The sequence below is a fragment of the Bradyrhizobium sp. Leo170 genome, from assembly GCF_004296405.1.
Lineage (GTDB): Bacteria > Pseudomonadota > Alphaproteobacteria > Rhizobiales > Xanthobacteraceae > Bradyrhizobium.
Genome location: NZ_PSRR01000138.1, coordinates 1 through 19813 on the forward strand (window position 1 = coordinate 1; position 19813 = coordinate 19813).

Here is a 19813-nt window from a genome sequence, read left to right on the forward strand (position 1 = left end):
CCCCTGGACGTTGATCCCCTCTGGCTTAAGGCGCGATGCACCTGATGACGCCACCAGACCAATCCGTTCAGAGCCTCGCGCGCGATTGCGAAGCCACTGCTTTGCCTGAACTAGACTTCGCGTTACCGCGATCGGAAATGACGCCTTAATCGCCTGATAGATTTGCTCGGCCTCATCAGCCTCACCTGCGACCAATGCACCAACAAACTCCGACAACTTTTCGGCACGAAACGATCGAACCGAGACAGCAAGGTGGAGCGCCGACAAGGATTGCCTGTCGAGCCCCTCGAGCTCGGCCGCAAGATCCTGCCCCCAGTGATAGTCCCGGTGCGCCAGCTTCGTAGAAGTGTAGACTTTCCAGCCACGGAAACTGCGCTTGAGCGCCGAAAACCACTCGGTCAAGCCAGCCTCACCGGCGTTGATTTCCTGCCCTCCCCCAACCAGGCAAATGATGACGCACCAGCCGTCATGCCGATCCATCACGCTAACAAGGAATTCGGGCTCCGACATCTGAAAATCAGACTGGCCTCGTTTCTGGCCCATGAACTTCGCTAAGTGATTCTTATCCCAAGCGCGCTGTGCCTCGTCAAATACTGCTACCCGCTCAATGGGAGGCTCTGTGGTCGTCAGATTGCCGTCCCGAAAGTGCATGATGTTCTGAACAAAGCTGTTCACTTTCCGGGCGGCGTCGGCTTTCTTGGTCTTTTGACCCCGCTCTTTTAGCCTTCCATACTCGTCGCGGGCGAGCGCTTCGCGCAGCACCTCGACAAGCGGTCCATTGCCGGAAAGAAACACTGCGTGCTCTTCTTCGTGAGCCTTAGTTCGAAGGGTCACCAAATTGAGACCAGCCAACGTTTTTCCGGCACCAGGCACACCAGTCACGAAGCAAATTGACTTGTACTGGTGCGCCTTGGCGTCTTCAATAATCCCAGCGAGGCAGGCCGCTGTCTCGCTCAGATTCTTTGCCCCGGCGTCGGACCGAGTGATGTTTTCCACGCGGTGTCCTTGATAGAGCGCCTGCGCCGCTTCAATGATCGTAGGTGTCGGCCTGTATCCGGTTCGGGACCATTGTTCGCCATCAAGGCCACCCTGCCCCGGTGTTTGCCTGACAACCTCCGCGACGAATTTTCCGAGGTTGTTACCATTTGAGCCGATTGGGCCGGCCACCCCGTCTAATCCCCACGTCAACTTGAACGGAGACTCATCGGCCATCGTCGCAACAACGATCGGAACTATTCGGCGATCGTGGCTGCCGGCATGAAAGTTCTTGAGGTCGAGGGCGTAATCCATCACCTGATCGAAGGCCGCTGCATCGAATTGACGCGACCCCACCTTGAACTCGATGACGAAGACGACCCCCGCAGTAACCAGCACCACGTCAGCCCGCTTGCCCATACGAGGGATAGCAAATTCAAAGGCGATCCAACCGTTGAGGCCCCGGAGTTGGCGTCGAACGATATCGATCTGGCCTAGCCACGCGTTACGCTGCAGCGCATCCAATGCGAACGGGTTTCGCTTGGCGAGATGTCCCAGGATCGCTTCGGAGGCCTGATCGACAACGTCCGCGATCGGGCTAGAATAATACGCGGTAACTAGAGCGGTCTGAGCCCGTGCTTCTGCGTAATTCAACGGTTGATCCTATGTCCTTAGAGAATATCAATCTCGCAAAAATGGCCGAGATACTAGCCCAATCTTCCGATTATCGCGTTCTTCGCAAGCTTATCCCAAGAGATGAGTTTGCAATATGCAATGGGCAAGCTACGAGAACTGGCATTCTGCTCGACGTCGAGACTACTGGACTGAACACGGCGCGGGACGAAATCATCGAACTTGCCATGGTCAAGTTCACCTATCTGCCGGACGATAGAATAGCGGCCATTACGGAGGTCTTTTCTGCCTTCAACGAGCCGTCAATTCCGATACCGGAAGAGATTACCGAGCTCACGGGCATTACCGATGAGATGGTATCGGGCCATCGTATCGATCCCGATGTCGTTGCGTCCTTCGTCTCGGACGCAGTTCTGGTCATAGCCCACAATGCGAACCTCGACCGAAAGTTTGCGGAGCGATATTGGCCCCAGTTCGAGAGGAAGCCCTGGGCTTGTTCAGCGACGGAGGTCGAGTGGCGAAAGCACGGATTCCACGGGTCTCGCCTAGGTTATCTATTGGCCGGCGTTGGTCTCTTCCATCAGGCGCATCGAGCCATCGACGACTGTAGAGCATTGATAGAGATCCTATCGTCGGACGTCCCGAAACTGAATCGATCCGCCTTCGCACTCCTGCTTGAGCGAGCTCGCCGCAAGACTATTCGTATTTGGGCAGAACAATCTCCGTTTGAGCTGAAGGACACGCTCAAGAAGCGGGGCTATCGCTGGAGCGACGGCTGCGATGGAAGGCCGCGGTCTTGGCATATTGACGTGGACGAGGCCAGTCAAACAGCTGAGATCGAGTTCTTACGGAAGACAATTTATCTGCGAGATGTGGATCCGCGAATCCAGATGATGAGCGCGATGAATAGGTTTTCGAACAGGGTTTGATCTCGCTGTGCTGTCGTGGAAACTCGGCTAGGCGCTGACCGCCAGTGGCTTTTTTTGTATTTAATTCCGATTCCTTGCGTGCGAAGTAGGGTGGGATGCGCGAGTTCCCCCCACTGACAATTGGGGACTTCCGAATACCTAGCCCGCTGACACGCACCGGAAAATTTGATTGAATCGGGGCGCTCACCGCCCGCAGAGCGCCAATCTATACACGTTTGTTTCGCTGCGCGGTCCGGCGTAACTAGCTCGAATCTGGGATCGTGCGGAACGGAGATCGAGTTGCAGATTCTGTAGGCGAAGGAGAAATAATCGCAGCTAAACGCGGGTCAGGCGCGACTAGGAAAATGGAAGGGAGCTCGTGACCTCCGCTGATCGCATAGCATCATTTGGTCCATTTCGCCTCTTTCCGGGGCAGATGCTGTTGATGGAGGATGAAAACCCGGTTCGTCTCGGCGGCCGGGCCTTGGAAATATTGATCGCGCTTACCGAGCGCTCCGGTGAACTGGTTAGCAAGAATGAATTGATGGACCGGGTCTGGCCTGACACGACGGTCGACGAAAATAGCCTTAAGTTTCATATCTGCTCCCTCAGAAGAGCGCTTGGTGACGGACAGCCAGGACGGCGCTATTTGGCCACTGTTCAGGGACGCGGCTATACCTTCGTAGCACCAGTCGAATTTTCCTCTGCAGTAAAGCCGATAACACCACCGAGCGCCGCGGTTGATCGCAAGCACAATCTGCCAAGTCTACATACGCGAGCGCTGGGCCGAGGCGATACCATCAGTGCGCTGCTGGATCGGTTTCCGCGACAACGGTTAATCACCATTGTAGGGGAAGGCGGCGTTGGCAAAACAACGGTTGCCCTCACCGTCGCAGAGGCAGTCATCGGGACGTATGAACACGGAATTTGGTTTGTTGATCTCGCACCGCTTAACGATGAGCATTTTGTTGCAGGTGCACTCGCTTCCGCACTGGGGCTTGAGACGCATTCAGAGAACCCGATCCCAGAGCTTGTCGCGCACCTGCGGATTAGACGGATGCTGATCGTGCTCGATACATGTGATCACGTGGTCGGAGCAGTAGCTGCATTGGCGGAGCAGATCTTGGCTGCCGCGCCGCAGGTGCATATCTTGGCGACCAGCCGGGAACCGCTGCGTGCGCAAGGCGAGCAATTGCACCGCTTACCGCCTCTCGGGGTTCCGCCCAATCCATCGAGGATAACAGCTTCGGACGCTCTTTCATTTCCGTCGATCCAATTGTTCGTCGAGCGAGCGGCAGCGATGCTTGAAGGTTTCGAGCTGGAAGAGGCTGAGGCGCCTGCCGTTGCCGAAATCTGTCGAAAGCTCGGAGGGCTGCCGCTTGCTATCGAGCTGGCTGCGAGTCGTGTTGAGGCCTTTGGTGTTCGACAACTGTCGTCGCTGCTAAGCAGTCAACTTAACCTCCTGAACTACGGTAAGCGTTCCGTGCGGCCACGACATCGAACGCTAACTTCTGCGCTTGACTGGAGTTACGAGTTTCTGCCCGAAGTCGAACGTGCACTGTTGCGCCGCCTGTCGGTCTTTCGCGGCGCCTTCACGTTGGAGTCTGCAAGCGCAGTGGCTTCGGTTGCAAATTCCGACGTGCCGAATGATCTGGCCAATTTGGTCGCGAAGTCGCTCGTGGCGGCAGACGTTGGTGGCGCTGTTGTGCAATATCGATTGTCGGACACGCTGCGCGTATACGCGGCGCAGAAGCTCGCCGAAAGTGACGAGCTCGAGCAATATGTACGCCGTCATGCCGAGCATCAGAGGGATTTATTCGAGCAAGCGGGGGCAGAATGGACATCGCAGCGGACTGACGAGTGGCTGGCCACGCATGCTCGTCACATCGACGATCTACGTGCGGCCCTGGACTGGGCTTTTTCGCCGAAAGGCGACGCGGCGGTCGGCGTGGCTCTTACCGTCTCCGCAGCGCCTATGTGGTTTCGATTGTCGCTGATAAGCGAGTGTCGCGGACGCGTCGAACAGGCACTCGCCGCTTTCCAGCCTAGATCGACCGAAGACGAACGCCGCAAGATGCAGCTATACGCCGCGCTGGATTGGTCGAGATTTTTTTTAACAGCATCTGTGCAGGATACTGGCTTCGCGTGGACCATTGCGCTCGAACTCGCCGAAAGGTTCGGTGATACCGACTATTCACTGCGTTCGCTCTGGGGTCTGTGGGCCGGACGCTTAAACAGCGGCGATTTCCCCGCGGCGCTCGAGCTTGCAAGCAAGTTTCGTAACCATGCCGCGACGGAGGCCGATCGCGCTGACCTGCCTGTCGGCGATCGAATGGTAGGCGCATCGTTACATTTCCTGGGGGACCAGATAGGTGCGCGGCAGCACATCGAGCCCATGCTCTCTCACTACATCACCCGTGATCACCACTCAGATGTGGTCCGCTTTCAGTTCGAGCAAAGCACAACGGCAAATATCACGATGGCCCGAGTTCTCTGGCTGCAGGGATTCGCCGATCAAGCGATGCGTACGGTCAAGGATAGCATCGAACACGCATTGTCCATCGATCACACGCTTTCCCTATGCAACGCTCTCGCCCAATCCGCGTGCCCGGTCGCCTTTTTGGCCGGCGATTTGCCGGCTGCGGAAAGGTACACGACAATGCTCATCGACCGCGCCGATCGGCACGCAGTGGAGGTTTGGCTTATCTACGGCAAGTGTTTTAGAGGCCAGCTGCTCATCCAGCGCGCCGATGTAGACGCTGGATTGCGGCTTCTCGGCGCCGCTGTTGATGACCTTCGCAAGGCGGGCTTTGCCCAGTACCTCACTGCATTTCTCGTGGCCTTCGCGGAAGGCTTAGCTCGTAGCGGGCAAGTCGCACAAGGACTTGCTGCAATCGAAGAGGCTCTCACGCGATCCCAGCGGAATCAGGAGCGATGGTGTTTTGCCGAAATTCTGCGCGTCAAGGGCGAGCTCATTCTTCGGACCCGCCACCCTGCGGCTGCCACAGAGGCTGAGGGGCACTTCTTGCAGTCAATCGATTCAGCGCGCCGGCAGCAAACGCCGTCTTGGCAATTGCGCACGGCGATGAGTTTAGCTGAGTTGTGGCGTGGTCGGGACAAGCCTGCCGCGGCGGAACAGCTTCTATCATCGGTCTACAACAAATTCAGTGAAGGTTTCGCGACCAATGATCTAAAGAGAGCACGCGCACTGATCGATCAGTTACGCAACACTTAGCCTCGGACGGGAGAGCTAAGGTCGGCATCGGGTAAGAAGCCAACACTAGGTCTATCCAGAGCTCGATCGCTTTGCATCTGACCGCGGACCTTGGTACTTCCAGTGTCGGTCGGACACCGGTCAAAGTGATCAGCTGTTGAGCGAGCACCAACCCGAAGCCACTCGTGCTCATTTCTGCTTCAGTGGAGAGAAACTACTGCAGTCCCATCCATTTATTCGAACTGTAACGCTTCGGCGGGTCGAACGTGAGGTGACCGTCACTTGAGAGCCGAACAGTCTGGAACGGTGCGCTGCGGTCATGTCGCTTGGATTCATCCGTTCGCCAGATGCGGTTCGGGCTTCCGCCGTATCCATAACGGGAATCGGTACAGGTTTCAGCGAACGCAGGAGCAGCTAAACAAGCGACGCCAGCCGAATGGCTTCGTTCCAAGGGGGCAAGGGTCAGATTGGCATAGCGGCAAGCCATCGGATCGCCGAAGCGTGCTTATCCCTCTGATCTGCCGCCCTTCTCGTGCTGCCGCCGCGTGGTTTCGGCTTTGTTTGCGGCCGCAAGTTCCCGAGCGATGTATTCCGCAAGGTTGCCGATTTCGGCGTTGATGGCCCGTTCCGAGATGCCCTGGTCCCTTGCCATTTGGATGCAGCGCCGCGCCAGTTCCGCTACGTCTTGAGAGGCACCGCCCGCACCAATTCGATCGAAAGCGTGGATGCTATTCTCGATCCAAAAATCGATAAATTCGCGCACCTTGGTGCTCATTTGCGCCTTTCCCGCCGCATCAACAAAACCATCCTGCCTCAATGGGGTTGAAGAGTCGGGTGAAAAGCAAGCTCTAAGCGGCGCATGGGAACAATACTCGTCAACGCGGGCGAAGGCGTAAGCTGCCGCCTTATCGCTGAGCGGCAACGTGCGACAGCTCTCACGCGTTTATCGCAATGCGAGCCCGTGGTTTGCAAATGCCAGAGAAATGATGATCAGCAGGCTGGACGACCAGCCCCCTGCACGCCTCCAACTGCTTTGGGCAGCAATATTCGCAATTTGCGAAGTTTAGCTTAGGCCAAACGCAAGCTCCCACGCACTTGCGTGGACTCTGCTTCGGCTTGTCAACCATCACTGTCAACCATGTCAACTCTGTCAACCTAACTTTTCGAACCTCCAGCTACCGAGATGCCGGGATGCGAACTACTCGCGATACGCTAAGCTGCTGGAAGGACCCACAAGCAATCCGCCATAGAGGAGGCCGATGTCCGTCAACCGAGGGCCGGATCAACAACACATCCCAGAGACGTACATTCTGGGCGCTTCGCCCCGGAGACGCGTCTCTCGCGTTGGTCTATTCGCGCTTGGGACGCTGGTCGACCCTGAACGCGGTGCACGCGTTGGCATTTCCAATCCTTCTCTGTGCAAGCCCCCGAGTTTGGGGCTCGTTTTCTTGATAGCAATCGCCACGAGTTACTCGGAAAGCCTCTTCCTTTCTTCTTTCTGTGTTCTTCGTGGTGCTCGCCATTTTCACAGAATTGGACCCTCTCGGGCGATGGTCTGACGGTGCGCGTGAAATCCAGGCTCGCCATTCCGTCGAGATAATTTCCACCAGATTGGTGAGGCTCTTGCGGCCTCGCATCGGACGCTCGGTGACCTTGAGATGGAACAGCCGGCGGCCTTCATGCAAAGTGGTTTGGACGGTGGTCCGGCAGACGCCGGCAAGCGCGGCTATTTTGTCGATCGGCAAATCGCATACGCCGTGGTGCTTGATCTCGCCTGCGATGATGCAAAGAACAGCCCGCTGTCCTTCGGTATAACAATGCCGAAGCGTATCGGGCAGAGCGCTGGACCCACCGAGCCGCCGCCGTCGATCTCGCGAAGCTTGGCGATTGGGTGACCGCGGCCGTTGCCGCGGAACTAAACGAGAGGCTTTTAGTGGCTTCGGGGAAGCTGCAGGGGGCGCCGCCGGTTTCGTGGCTATCGAGCCCTGTTCATACGCCTGGACGATGGACTCATTCCATGGACGAGCTTTCAGCCGCTCAATGCTCGCGGCGAAATCAGGCGCGCGTGGGATATAGGAGGTCATTGCGCGCTGTCGGCCATCGTGGCCAGCGCGGCAGTGCGTTTACTGAACCTGCCGATGCGCCGCTGACCCACCTCGTGGGCCTTACGTTGCTCCCCGGCGATGCGCACGTATAGTCGGAGGCTCCCGCGTCCGATGTAGACCGAACGCTCCAGGGGCTTGAATCGGCTTTGCACGAAGCGCGACGTCGTCGCCGGCTTGTGCGACCGCTTTGCAGATAGCCCTTTCATTGCGACGCTCGAGGAACTGCGCAGTCACGAGCGTCAGAGCGTCGCGAGAACCGATAGCGCGCACATTCCGGGGAGAGCGATGAAGAGAAATTACCTAATACGGCGAGGCGACCCCGCTCCGTCGTATGCAATGATTCACTGTCTACTGCGGACATCAACCGCTCTCCTCGAGGACAACGGCTGGTAGCTTGAGCTAACTTGATGATTCAGGCTTGCTGTCTACCCCCTATTCTTCTTCCGAGGTTGACGTTTTTCTACACGTCCCAGGGCAGGCACGAATATAGATCCAAGCGCTTGTTTTTGCTTGCTAAACTCGCGCTGTCGCCCGCGAAGTTTAGCGCACTCTGGGTCATCGATTGCGAGGCCGCTGATTTTCATTTCGATAGCCCAAAATCGCTCATCTGCCATTTGGTATTGATGGAGCGCTGTTATGAGAGAACGGATCTTATGGGAGAGGGCCGCGCGATCCTCGTCATGTTCGCCTGTCGCGTATTCATAGACCCTATGAATGAACGTATGGAAGGGTGCTCCCTCAGTCGAGCTTGCGCTCCGCGGATGATATGAATCAAATAGATCAAAAGCTTCTCGAACGAATCTTGTTTTTGCGGTCCCTAAAAAGTGTTCATCATGATTCTGTCGTCCACCACGGTCGGCAGGCAGGGTCAACAGTACACTATCGATTCTACTCGCTATTTGCGCAGCGCCCTCAGCGAACCCTCCTCGACCGAGCCCTGCGACTGGGGGTAGCAATTCGAGGTCAAACGGTGGTTCCGATGAGCTCTGAAGGTGCAGCCGTGACCAGTCGTCGAGCGAAGCGAGTTCACCGCAGATATCTAGCAGTTTGCCGCGAAGTCGCTTCAGGTTAGCCTTGATTTCTTTGCTTCTTGGCGCGAGATGCGCGCGGTTCAGCAACGAGTTCAGATACTCGGCCAAACCTTCCACGGAAGCCCTGGCTAACGTCTCTGGATCCATTGAAAGCAGTTCACTCGAATCAAGGCCCGGCCGCTTTTTGGGACGATGCTTAAACGGTGCGAGCAGCGCGACAGCTTCCTCAAGCGCTCGCAGCGGCCCCCGCGCACACGCTGCATGCGCAGATGTTTCGAACGTCCACCGCTTTCTCACTTGCCTCTCCCGATGAACCCTGCGGTCAACCTCGGTTGACGAGCAGCCAGGTTGAGCGCCGGACAAATCGTCCGGATCGGCTTCAGTCCTGAGCATGGCAATAGAAACCGATTCGTGGATCACTGGAAAACGCTACCCTGGGGGAAACTCCTCGCACGGCGACCAGGCGATCGTTGAAATTGCCGACATTTTGGCGGCCGGCTTCCTGCGTGTTTTGGAGCGGAAGTCCAGTCAAATCTTGCACGGCAAAGCGAATTCTCCGCTCGACTGTAGGAGCCTGTCTGAGGGTGATGTCGCCGCCACGAACCAGGACTTCGCTCCATGAAAGAGACCGTTTTGTCGCAACTGGCGGCCCTGAAAGGCGCCCCCATTACCGCTTTGAAAACCCGTTGGCGAGAGCTCTTTGACACCGAGCCCCCCGCCTACAACCGCCGATTCCTGGAGAACCGGCTAGCCTATCGGATCCAGGAGTTGGCCTATGGCGGGTTGAGCCGGGAGACCCAGGAGCGGCTGAAGGCGATGGCCAAGCAGTACGCAGACCAAAAGCCGGCGGATCGCAAGGCTCGGCCGATCCTGCGCCCTGTTGCCGGCACCAAGTTGATACGGGAGTGGGAAGGCGTGGAGCACTGCGTCACCGTCAGGCACGACGATTTCGAATACCTTGGCCGTCCCTATAAGTCACTGTCTTCGGTGGCACGGCAGATCACCGGGACAAAATGGAATGGCTGGGTCTTCTTCGGCCTGAAGAGTTCATAGGACCGGAAATGACCTCCCGTAGCCGGCCAAAGAAGGCCGACAAAGGCTTCGCCAGTCCTTTCGAGAACGGCTCTTCGGCCCGCATCCCGGCAGTCAGGAAGCTCCGGTGCGCCATCTATACACGCAAGTCCAGCGAGGAAGGCCTCGACATGGATTTCAACTCGCTGGATGCGCAGCGGGAATCTTGCGAGGCCTACGTTGTCAGCCAGAGAGCCGAAGGCTGGTCTCCGGTCTCAGATCGCTACGATGACGGGGGTTTTTCAGGGGGCACACTGGAACGGCCGGCATTGAAGCGGCTTCTGGCTGACGTCAAAGCCGGCAAGATCGACGTGATCGTCGTCTATAAAATTGATCGGCTTTCCCGCTCGATGCTCGACTTTCTCAATCTCGTCGAGCTGTTCGAGCGCCACGGCGTTACCTTCGTTTCCGTCACCCAGTCTTTCAACACCAAAGATGCCATGGGACGCATGGCCCTCAACATCCTGGTGACCTTCGCGCAGTTTGAGCGTGAGCTGATTGGCGAGCGCATCCGCGACAAGGTCGCAGCCTCGCGCAAGCGCGGCAAATGGATGGGCGGCTGGACTCCGCTCGGCTATGAGGTTCGTGAGCGCAAGCTGATCATCCACGAACGGGACGCGGAACGCGTCAGGGCGATCTTTCGGCGGTTCGTCCAGCTGAAGTCCGCGACCCGGTTGGCACGTGAGCTGGTCGCCGCCGGCGAGACGAACCGCTATGGGCACCTCCTGGATAAGGGCGTGCTCTACAAGATGCTCAACAATCGCGTCTATATCGGCGACGCCGTCCACAAGGGAACGTCCTACCCCGGCGAACATGAGCCCATCATCGACCGTAAGCTCTGGGACCAGGTCCACGCCATTCTGAAGGAAAGCCCGCGCAAGCGAGCAAACAACACCCGCGCGCAAACTCCGGCGCTCTTGAAAGGCCTGCTTTTTGGTCCCGACGGCGCCGCCATGTCCCCGACCCACACCCGGAAATCGGGGCGGCTGTACCGGTATTATATTAGCCAGAGTGCGATGAAGCGGGGGAGATCCGACTGTCCCGTCCCGCTTGCGCCGGCCGCCGAACTCGAGCGCATCGTCATGGACCAGGTTCGCGGGCTTCTCAAGATGCCCGAAATCATCGTCCAGACCTGGCGCGCAGCTCGCAAGCAGCGCAAGGACATCAGCGAAACTGAAGTGCGCAACGCCCTTCTCGGGTTTGACGAGCTTTGGGACGAGCTATTTCCGGCAGAACAGGCCCGCATTGTCGAGCTGCTCGTCAACCGCGTCGATCTCGGCCCAGAGCGGCTTGACATCACCCTGAACATTTTAGGGCTGACCTCCCTGGCCGCGGAGCTGGGGACGCAACCGACCTTTCAAGAAGCCGCCGAATGAACCGACCGACCACTATCACCCTTGGGCCGCTTGGAAGGCCGAAACTGAGCCGCGACGGCCGGACGATGGTCGTCAGCATCCCGATTTCATTCCGTCGCCAGGGCGGCCGCAAGCGCGTCGTCACCCCGGCAGCGGCGCCGACCTGGTCGCCTCCGCCACCCCGGGTTGACAATACGCTTGTGAAGGCTCTGGTGCGCGCGCATCGATGGCGCAACATGCTCGAGTCAAATCTATTTGCCTCGGTGCGCGAGCTAGCCAAAGCAGAGAAGATCAACGAGTCTTATCTCTGCCGGGTGCTACGGCTAACACTGCTATCGCCCACGCTCACTGAAGCTATCCTGAATGGCTCACAGCCAGAAGGGCTGGACCTCGCGCAGCTGCTGAAGTCCATCCCTATCGAGTGGCGCGAGCAAGAAGCGATGTTTCGCACATAGGCTTAGGCCCCGCGTGCTGCCGGGGGTGCTCGGTCCCGGTTCGCCCATCGAATGTTGGAAGGGCCATCCCACCGGCCCGCAGTCCAATCGCTAGATATAACGTGCATAGTCAGAACTATTTGTTCGGTCGGTCGCATATTATGAACTTCGCCGCCCGCCCTCGCAGCACGAATGGGAATGGCCAGCTTCTGGTTCATTTGGGTTTGAATTCCAATTCACCTTGGTCAGCGCCAAGACTTCAGCCGCTATCTGCGCGATGGTGCTGTCGTGACCCTTATAAGGACATAAGAGCAGTGGCCGCGGATCGTAAAGTCCGGGATACGTGCCGTAATAGGGGATGCTGCCGTTTGTGTAGAGCAAACCCTTGCCGTCCAACTCGACGAAGGTGCCACGCATCACGGGATAATTGCCATCACGCAGCACTTTGACCGAATACGACTCTTGAACCCAAACCAGATCCCGCAGCTCGGCTCCGGCTTCTTCGATCGCTGCCAAAATGCCTTCGGCTTCCTTGTCGCGAAACCGCGAAGTCTTGAGAACGATGACACGCGCGGGAAAGTTTTGATGATGCTTTTTGTAAGCAGCAAGCGCCCCAGAAATCAATTCGTGCGCATCCTCCTTCGTCATGTAGGATGCCGTTCCCGGCTCTCCTCGGCACGCTTTTTCTTCAAGATAAAGCCGCGCCCATGTTCATCGAACATTTGCGTCGCGCTGGTGACGAGCTGTTAGCCTCCCACTTCGCGGTAGAAGCTGACGCGAATATAACAGGCGGTGAACTCGCCCTGCGTGGATGTCTTCCGCCACGGGATGCGCCCCGTACCCTTATAGTAAAGCGCCGTCATGAAGTCGCCGCCCCACCTGAACAGGCCGGGCGAGACGAGCGACGCGCACCATTCAGGAGATCCAGAGCTGCGGACTTAAGCTACCTCTGTCCGGACTCTAGGCATTATCTTCTGCAAAAAATTTTGATATATAATAGGACACTGTCATCGTACTTTTGGATGACCGCGCCTAAGGATACGCGGCTCAACGAACGGACCCTTGGACACGACGAAATGCCTCATCTTGTTCAAGCGCCGCGCTACGCCGGTCGCCAAGGTCGATCAGCGCGTCGAGAAGCCTTAAGAGGCCGCGTGCACGGTTAACTTCGAGGGGGTAATTCGCTTCTGCGAGGCGCTGGATGATTGCCGCGAGCCGCGCAGGCAGTGATGTCCCGACCCAACTGCCTTTTGCGTATTCGATAGAGTCCAATGCCGCCCCGGACTGATCGATAAACGCATCAAGGGCGTATGATGCCCCGGCTTTCTCGCACAGGGTCAGGTAGTTTTGCATGACGAAGGTTGACCAGCCGGTCGCTTTCATGAGCTTCGTGACGAGCGGGATGATGACCGCTATCTCACTCCAATCGCCGTTGACGAACCGCGCTGCGCCCGGACATTCGGCTTCGACGTTCACAAACAGGAGCGCCTTGATGAGAATCGGCATGTCATAGCCGTGCACTTCCCCCGCACGGTAACCGTTCGGGCTGAACGTTCTGTCGTCGATCACGCGCTGCACACAGTCGTGGAGGACAGGCAGTGCATTGGCGGGGACGTCTTTGGCATCCAAGACATGCCGTCTGACAGTGCTGTCCGCGAACTCTGCAAGCACGCGCAACGCCTCTTCGTCGTCCTGCGAGAACGGCTTAAGAAAGTGCTCGCGAATCCATTGCAGATCGAAAAACGGTAAGACGCGGGCGAACATGGTGCCTAAGGCGTGGTCCCATTCGAACAAATTCGTTTGTTTGTCGCGGCGCTTCTTATCGTCCCACGATGGCATCAGCCGGTCGGCCGTCCAGCGCGCAAGATCGACGAGGAGCGGTCCGATTTTCACGCGGTAAACATCTGACCGGCACCACTCTTCAAGCGGAAAGTGCGCGAAGAGCTTGGCGGCATATTGCCCGTCAAACGAACGCTTTGGGTCGGTCCAATAATCCCCTTCACGTCTGTTGCGCTTCGGTGCCTTCACCCATGCCGGCGGTAACGGCTCGAAGCCCGTCTCGGCTTCAACACCAAGGGCATTCAACGCTTTCGCCACAGCTGCCTTGCGTGCGTCGCGATCTTCCGTGTCATCGCGCTCAAAGGTCGTTTCGTTCTGAATGGGATCGATGTAATGCGCGAGGTCGAACGCGAAGTGCGCCGCTACCCACTTCACATGCGGGTCCGGGTCCAAAAAGAGGGCTTGGAAAGCCATGAGCTGCACATCTTCGTTCGTATGGCTCGCAAGCTCAATGAGGCTGGCTGACGCCTCCGAACGGGGCGCGGTACTCTTGCGGTCGTGGAATAGCGCGGAAATAAGATGAAAGGACGGATGCCACGGAATCTTCGACCCCCCATAATCCCCGGGCTCGCGCATCTTCAGAACGCGGTCCATCACATTCCACGCCCATGGCCGATCCGCCGAATCTTTATCGGCATATCGGATAACGCACGCGGCGATAGCGGAGACGCCGCTTTGGACCGCGTGGGGCCCGACATCGGCGCGCTCATCGAAGAGGTCATTGCGGTCGTGCTTCTTGGCGTATTCGATTGCCTTATCTAACGACCAGCCCTCGGCAGGCTTGCCTTCATTCAAGGATTTCATGGCCCAATTCAGCACACGCGTTTGGCCCAAGGACTCTGAGGCCTTGGCGGCCTTCTGTTGCGTGGCTTCGGGCAGCGGTTTCGGCGGCTCATAGCCGATGGCGACTTGATCGCCTTGCATCTCGTAGCGCCGATAATTCTCGATATCGCCAAGGCCGGACCAAAGCTCGGCCTTCTCCTTCAATTGCTGCGCCAGCTTCGGGTGTTCGCGTTCTTCTTCGAGCTCGAACGGTAGGTTTGCCGGGAACGCCGCCAGCGCCTTCTTGAAGCGATCCCGCAGGCTCGTGTCGCTGCTGATGGCAAAATGCATCGCCAGTTCACGCACATCGTGTTTGCGGTATTCGCGGCTTTCGAGGAACGCTTTCGCCTTCGCTTTTTCACCCGTCAATTTCGTGAGGAAACCGAACCCGAAAAGGTCGACATCCTTCTGCGGCTCTTGAATGAGCCGCGCCATATCATGCTCCCACAAGCGCTGGCACGTGACGATGGGCAGCGTCGTTTCAGAAACCTCGAACGTCTCGATGGCAAGACGCAGGCAAAGGCCCAGCGTGGCATAGCACTCGCTGCCTTCGAGGATTTCCTTGATCACGTCGCTGGTGGAGCGGCCTTTCTCGATCTCCTTGAAGGCCCAATAGGCGAGCGACAGATAGGCACACTGGAGCAATTCGGAGCCCAGCATACCAAGGCCCCAGCCGAAGACGTGCCAGTCACCCCAGAACTCCTGCTTGCCCCACGGGAAGTCCAGGACGATAGGAATCGGAGTGCCGTGTTCGCGGCGGCCGAGTTTATGGATTTGACGCCAGCCGGTGGTCGCGTGGTTCGTAAGTTTCTTGATGAAGCGAAGGCCAACGGCGGGACTCTTCGCGAGCAGGCTGGCGAACGGTTCGTGCAGCGCCGATGAAGGGTGGAAATAATGATTGTGGGCGTCGAGGCCGACGTCATCCAATCGGAACTCGGACATGCTCGTCGGAAAGTGGACCGACGACAACGCCATCTGTTGATCGCGCGTGCGCTTCTCCTCCGGAATTGCCCCGATCTCTTCGCGCCACTTTGCGTGTTCAGCTTCTTCGCGTCGGAGCCGGTCACACTCGTCCTGCGGCAATTCTTGCAAGAGCTTGGCTTCAGCGACCTTTTCAACCGCCTCCGGCGCAACTTCCGCCATGACCGGCGTAAAGCCCATCAGATCGTCGAATGCGGGCCGCAGCATGTGCTCATTGTTGGCGGCGCGTTCAAAAAGCGCGACCGCGAACTCGGGATAACTTCGGGCCGATCGGAGAAGCATGTTACGCAACCCGGTGGCGAGACTCTTCTGCGCTTCGTGGCCGAGGACGTCCCATTTGCCGCGCGGGCGCGCATAGCCCTCGGCGTAGATTTTCGCTTCGAGATCGACGAGCCACGAACTGCACGTCGCCAGAATGTCCTTCGAGCGTTTGTTCTTAATGTCCGATAGCGCGTTCTGCCAAACCCCTAAAACCTCGAGCGCTTGCGGGACAAGACGCGGTGGGAGCCTGTCATAACGCGTGATGATCCAGTCAATAAGGCGTCCCCATGCTTCACCGTCCGAAGGCCATCCAAGTAGATCGGCCAAGCGAATGGAGTCCATGCCTTCAATCTTGATCGCCCCTTGCATGATGATGGGGCTCGGCACGGTGTGCTGCGCCTGAAACCACACGAACAGCTTTTCGCACAAAGCGAAGTTCTCGGCCTCGACACGCTGCGTGAACTCGTCGATGGCCTTCTCGAATGTGTTCGTGAAGGGTGGCGCCGTGAGCCATTCGCGCTTCCACTGGGCGCGCAAAGAAGAGCTTTCCAGCTGGGCCAATCCGGCGGTCCAACGTCCGGGTTCGGTGAGCGCGTCTTGAGCCAGCAAACCCACCACGCGACCAAGCAATGGCGGTTCGCCGGCGGCGGAAAGCGCCGAAGGCCATGTGTCGCCGAGCTCGATGAGCAGCCGGAAGAAGACCCACTCAAAGAAGATGTCGTGCGTGAATGAAACCATCGCGCCTGCGCGCGCAAGACGAATGATGTTATCTGCCTCCAACGCAGTCAGTTGAGCGACGGTCTCCGGCTTGAGATTGCGGACCAAGATCTCCTTGCCGAGATTACGCACGCCTTTTTCAGCAAGGTCGATGAGCGCGCGCTGGCGTTGCGGCACCGTTTCGGCCATGGCGTCATGTCCGGCGCGCAGCCACCACGCGTTGATCAGATCGGCTTCGGTTTTCGGTTCGGCGTCTTGCGGAATGGCTTTGGCAAGCACGGACGCAAAAAACGGACGACGCGCGATCTGCTCCACGGCTTGGCTGGGACTGAACAGAAGGCGGCGCAGATTGGGCTTCGATTTAGCTAGTCGTTCCGCCTCGTCTTCGGAGAACCCCTTCACCGAAACGCTGCCCATGCCGTTCGCGGTGTAAAACTGCCGGGGAAACCAATTCCGGTAGGCTTCGAGACCTTGATCGCGCGAACTCGCGAGAACCTTCCAGTGCTGGAGGTTTGGGTCGGCCTCCATGGCGCGGAGGAGATCGGTGATGATGTGTTGCTGATCTGGCCGGATACGATCGATACCATCGATAAAAAGGATGGGCGTACCTGAAGCCCCGATTTCGGCGAGAAGATCGGACGCTCTGGCGTGGCGCACACCGAGCGCTGTCGCGAAAGTCGTCCAGCTCGTTCCAAGTAGCCGGTCATTCTTGAGAAAGAGGATCGGGCCCGACTTCGCGGCGTTGGCTCCGAAGTGCTTCAGAACGGCAGATTTGCCGCAACCCGGCAGGCCGCCGATGGAAACAACCCGATGCTTCTCCAGCTGCTTCGCGACTTTCTCCTGCAAACCGTCGCGCGCGACATGAACGTCATCGACCGTTTCGGACACATCGTTGAGCGCATCGAGCGAGGCGGCATTCAGCCGTTTGATGTCGTCGCTGAAGTTCGGTGTAATTTTCAGTCGCACCGAGCCCTTCAGTTGGGCGAGCAGGGACGAACGCGTCCATTTGGCGGCGTTCGCCGCGCCTTCGCGCGCGATGCGGCAGAGGCGATCGAAAAGAAGGATGTCCTGACCGTCGACATTATCCGCGACGATTTCTTGCAGACGATTGACGATCTCAAGGCGGAGCGCACCGCCATCTTCCAGCCCAGCCAGATGGAGCGCGGCGAAATTCCGGTAGAAGTTGACTTCCTCCTCCAGATTGGCCGCGCCAGTAAGGGGCAACAACGCTTCGCGCAGTCCCTTGTCGTCAGCACCCGCCGTGCCGCCCGGCGCGAAATACTGTTCGAAGTCTTTGGCGTCCGGGCTCGCTTTTGCTCTGGCGATCACCCGTGAAAGGCTGCGGAAGGTCGAGTCCGTGACATGCTCGACGACAAATCCACTCGCGTCCGAGTTTTTGATGAAGGTAGCGGTAGCTTGCGTCTTCACAGCCGCCGCGACGATCTCTTTGAATTTCTCATCGGCGCCGCTGATGGTGACGGAGCGCTTAACCTGAAGCTCAAGCGATTTATTCGTACCGGCATGGTCGAGACCGACGATAACATCATCCATGGGATGGCCGTGGCCTTGCCGCTGAACAGCGACGCTGGTGACAATGCCAGGCTGGCCTGCCGCGCGCTCTTGCCGGAGCAGATGCGCGAGGTAATAGGCGACGACCGTGTCTTCATATGTAAACCCCGCGCCGCCGGTCAGTTCGGTGGAGGCCGGTTTTTGTTCAAGTGTGTCGGTCAAGGCATCCCGCCCCCGGGAATCGATTTTCTGAATTCGTTATTGTGCGAGCGAGCAATATTCGCGGCGGAAGGCCTTTATTTAGGCGGCAATTGAGGCGCGGCAAGGGATTGGTTGCGGGGATAGGATTTGAACCTATGACCTTCAGCTTATGAGCCCTGACGAGTTGTAAAAAGCTTATCAGCCCGATAACGGACTGCGTCGATCGCCACGCAGTGGCTGATCGAACCAAAGTCTCCGGCCTAAGTCTCCAAAACGGGAGTTTTCGCGGAACTAGTCGGAGACTTTCGGCAATTCACGCTCCCGGCCACGCGAATTGCGAGTGCGGAGACGGAAACGAATACGCGAAACCCGCAGTTTCCGGGCCATTTGCGCATTTGTCGGGCCAAAACTGAAGGCCGGAGTGGACAGCTGGGCAAGGAGGTATCGAACTCGCAGACGGCGGATTTTTGAGTTGGTTGAGCGAAAGAGATTCAAAACTGGGCCCCGACGAGGGACCTGTTTTTCGCGAAATGCCGTACCGCACCAATTTCCGGCGTTCTAGGATTCGGAGAAAAACGCGTTCTCCAGCCCCATTCGCGGCTCATTTTTAGTACGGTCGGCGTTCTCCAGGACGAACAAAAGTATGAAAACGGCCGAAATTTTCGGGCCTGTCTCCGTTTCGAGGTACGAAATTTCGGGGCGAAGTGGCGGAGAGAGTGGGATTCGAACCCACGGTACGGTTTCCCGCACACACGCTTTCCAAGCGTGCGCCTTAAGCCACTCGGCCATCTCTCCGGAAGCGCCCTCTCTTGAAGGGATGGGGCGGATTTTGCAAGGGAGAGAGGGGGCGGAAGCGGAAATTTCCTTAAGTTTTTGGAACAGCTTGGCTTTTCGGCGGGGTTGGCGGTCGGGATCGGGGCGCGGGTTCGGCCTGTTGAACCCGAATCCTTGCCGTGCCGACGACTGCAAGGCAAATCAGTGGTGGAGGGCGGCGTGAAGCGGACATTTGCGATTCTCGGCCTGGTCGTGGCGGCGGCTATGGGCGCCGGTCCGGCGCTGGCGCAAAGCTGCATCAAGGCGGGCACGGACGTGAGCTGCGACGACGGGCGGCGCGGGATGCTTTCGGGCGACACCATCATCTGGAGCGACGGCACGCGCTCGAGCCTGACCTCGCCGCATCCGAGCGTGATCGTCGGCAACCCGTCCTCGGTCAGGGTCGGGCCAGGCGTGTTCGTCGGCAAAGGCAGCGGCGTCGTGCCGATGGAGAATCCAAGCGACTCGCGGCGGGCGCGCTGCCCGGTGCTCGATGGCGTGGCGTATTGCTATTGATCTGCGCTTGCATTGACGGCGTGCGGCCTTCTCACCCCGAGGAGCAGCGCGAGCGGCGTCTCGAGGGGTGGGCCACAGGCTCATCACTCTCCGTCATTCCTGGGGGCGCGCGAAGCGCGAGCCCGGAATCCATCGGACGGCGGACACAAGCGGAGAAATGGATTCCGGGCTCGATGCTATCGCATCGCCCCGGAATGACTGCCTCCGTCATTGCGAGCGGAGCGAAGCAATCCACGTCTCCACAAGCGGCGCTATGGATTGCTTCGCTGCGCTCGCAATGACGATGTGGATGCTTTCGGTGCGACAAATCAACCCGACGGGCAAATCAGCCGAAAGTCTGTCCAGACGTGCAGCGAAAAATATTCCGCTTCCGCCGTCGGGCAAATCAGTGATTTAACTCCGCGCGTCTCACGCGAATGAGGGGCGGG

13 protein-coding genes, 1 tRNA gene and 1 pseudogene are annotated in these 19813 nt (G+C 58.2%); 6 read left to right on the forward strand and 9 right to left on the reverse strand.

The window, feature by feature from the left end:
* Window positions 1-1629 (reverse strand): DNA/RNA helicase domain-containing protein (locus CWO89_RS22395; protein ID WP_130580914.1); only part of this gene is annotated, 1629 nt, incomplete at its 3' end.
* 11 nt (window positions 1630-1640) lie between these two features.
* On the opposite strand from CWO89_RS22395, the gene CWO89_RS22400 reads away from it, so the two are divergent.
* Both CWO89_RS22400 and CWO89_RS22405 read left to right on the forward strand, forming a co-directional pair.
* The gene (locus CWO89_RS22400; protein WP_130580915.1) at window positions 1641-2537 is read left to right on the forward strand and encodes a 3'-5' exonuclease; all 897 of its coding nucleotides are present in this window, start codon (window positions 1641-1643) and stop codon (window positions 2535-2537) included.
* Between the two features lie 358 nt (window positions 2538-2895).
* The gene (locus tag CWO89_RS22405; RefSeq protein ID WP_130580916.1) at window positions 2896-5751 is read left to right on the forward strand and encodes an ATP-binding protein; all 2856 of its coding nucleotides are present in this window, start codon (window positions 2896-2898) and stop codon (window positions 5749-5751) included.
* A gap of 210 nt (window positions 5752-5961) precedes the next feature.
* Here CWO89_RS22405 and CWO89_RS22410 read toward each other — a convergent pair.
* The 5 genes and pseudogenes from CWO89_RS22410 to CWO89_RS22430 form a co-directional block, all read right to left on the reverse strand.
* Window positions 5962-6090, reverse strand: a pseudogene (locus CWO89_RS22410) (RlpA-like double-psi beta-barrel domain-containing protein); the annotation flags it as partial.
* A 145-nt stretch (window positions 6091-6235) separates the two neighbouring features.
* Window positions 6236-6505, reverse strand: coding sequence for a DUF768 domain-containing protein (locus CWO89_RS22415; RefSeq protein ID WP_028169241.1), 270 nt, complete (start codon window positions 6503-6505; stop codon window positions 6236-6238).
* A gap of 574 nt (window positions 6506-7079) precedes the next feature.
* Window positions 7080-7814 carry a hypothetical protein gene (locus CWO89_RS22420; RefSeq protein WP_130580918.1) on the reverse strand — a complete coding sequence of 245 codons (735 nt, stop codon included), beginning with the start codon at window positions 7812-7814 and terminating at the stop codon, window positions 7080-7082.
* Window positions 7811-8041 (reverse strand): hypothetical protein, encoded by a 231-nt coding sequence (locus tag CWO89_RS22425; RefSeq protein ID WP_130580919.1) that lies wholly within the window; start codon window positions 8039-8041, stop codon window positions 7811-7813. The genes CWO89_RS22420 and CWO89_RS22425 overlap by 4 nt, the downstream gene beginning before the upstream one ends.
* A 219-nt stretch (window positions 8042-8260) precedes the next feature.
* On the reverse strand, window positions 8261-9163 hold the full coding sequence (locus tag CWO89_RS22430) for a hypothetical protein (protein WP_130580920.1): 903 nt from the start codon (window positions 9161-9163) through the stop codon (window positions 8261-8263).
* Window positions 9164-9484: 321 nt separating this feature from the next.
* On the opposite strand from CWO89_RS22430, the gene CWO89_RS22435 reads away from it, so the two are divergent.
* From CWO89_RS22435 to CWO89_RS22445, 3 genes are read left to right on the forward strand one after another with little or no spacing between them, the layout of a single operon-like run.
* On the forward strand, window positions 9485-9919 hold the full coding sequence (locus CWO89_RS22435; protein ID WP_130580921.1) for a DUF2924 domain-containing protein: 435 nt from the start codon (window positions 9485-9487) through the stop codon (window positions 9917-9919).
* An 8-nt stretch (window positions 9920-9927) separates the two neighbouring features.
* Window positions 9928-11313 carry a recombinase family protein gene (locus CWO89_RS22440; protein ID WP_130580922.1) on the forward strand — a complete coding sequence of 462 codons (1386 nt, stop codon included), beginning with the start codon at window positions 9928-9930 and terminating at the stop codon, window positions 11311-11313.
* Window positions 11310-11747, forward strand: coding sequence for a hypothetical protein (locus CWO89_RS22445; protein WP_130580923.1), 438 nt, complete (start codon window positions 11310-11312; stop codon window positions 11745-11747). The genes CWO89_RS22440 and CWO89_RS22445 overlap by 4 nt, the downstream gene beginning before the upstream one ends.
* Before the next feature lie 138 nt (window positions 11748-11885).
* Here CWO89_RS22445 and CWO89_RS48010 read toward each other — a convergent pair whose 3' ends face one another.
* The 3 genes from CWO89_RS48010 to CWO89_RS22465 all read right to left on the reverse strand — a co-directional run bounded on the left by CWO89_RS48010 (window position 11886) and on the right by CWO89_RS22465 (window position 18851).
* Window positions 11886-12374: an argonaute/piwi family protein gene (locus CWO89_RS48010; RefSeq protein WP_245476433.1), complete on the reverse strand. Its 489-nt coding sequence runs from the start codon at window positions 12372-12374 to the stop codon at window positions 11886-11888.
* A 399-nt stretch (window positions 12375-12773) separates the two neighbouring features.
* Complete coding sequence (locus CWO89_RS22455) at window positions 12774-18077, reverse strand: AAA family ATPase (RefSeq protein WP_130580924.1); 5304 nt, start codon at window positions 18075-18077, stop codon at window positions 12774-12776.
* Between the two features lie 684 nt (window positions 18078-18761).
* A tRNA-Ser gene (locus CWO89_RS22465) sits at window positions 18762-18851 on the reverse strand.
* 243 nt (window positions 18852-19094) lie between these two features.
* Here CWO89_RS22465 and CWO89_RS22470 point away from each other — a divergent pair.
* The gene (locus tag CWO89_RS22470) at window positions 19095-19385 is read left to right on the forward strand and encodes a hypothetical protein (RefSeq protein WP_130580925.1); all 291 of its coding nucleotides are present in this window, start codon (window positions 19095-19097) and stop codon (window positions 19383-19385) included.
* Window positions 19386-19813: the final 428 nt, after the last annotated feature.

What these genes read in the sequence shown, in the direction of transcription:
- CWO89_RS48010 (WP_245476433.1), bottom strand. Translation starts at nt 12,374, where the DNA reads ATGACGAAGGAGGATGCGCACGAATTGATTTCTGGGGCGCTTGCTGCT.
- CWO89_RS22445 (WP_130580923.1), top strand. Translation starts at nt 11,310, where the DNA reads ATGAACCGACCGACCACTATCACCCTTGGGCCGCTTGGAAGGCCGAAA.
- CWO89_RS22440 (WP_130580922.1), top strand. Translation starts at nt 9,928, where the DNA reads ATGACCTCCCGTAGCCGGCCAAAGAAGGCCGACAAAGGCTTCGCCAGT.
- CWO89_RS22415 (WP_028169241.1), bottom strand. Translation starts at nt 6,505, where the DNA reads ATGAGCACCAAGGTGCGCGAATTTATCGATTTTTGGATCGAGAATAGC.
- CWO89_RS22420 (WP_130580918.1), bottom strand. Translation starts at nt 7,814, where the DNA reads ATGACCTCCTATATCCCACGCGCGCCTGATTTCGCCGCGAGCATTGAG.
- CWO89_RS22435 (WP_130580921.1), top strand. Translation starts at nt 9,485, where the DNA reads ATGAAAGAGACCGTTTTGTCGCAACTGGCGGCCCTGAAAGGCGCCCCC.
- CWO89_RS22470 (WP_130580925.1), top strand. Translation starts at nt 19,095, where the DNA reads ATGGGCGCCGGTCCGGCGCTGGCGCAAAGCTGCATCAAGGCGGGCACG.
- CWO89_RS22425 (WP_130580919.1), bottom strand. Translation starts at nt 8,041, where the DNA reads ATGAAAGGGCTATCTGCAAAGCGGTCGCACAAGCCGGCGACGACGTCG.
- CWO89_RS22400 (WP_130580915.1), top strand. Translation starts at nt 1,641, where the DNA reads ATGTCCTTAGAGAATATCAATCTCGCAAAAATGGCCGAGATACTAGCC.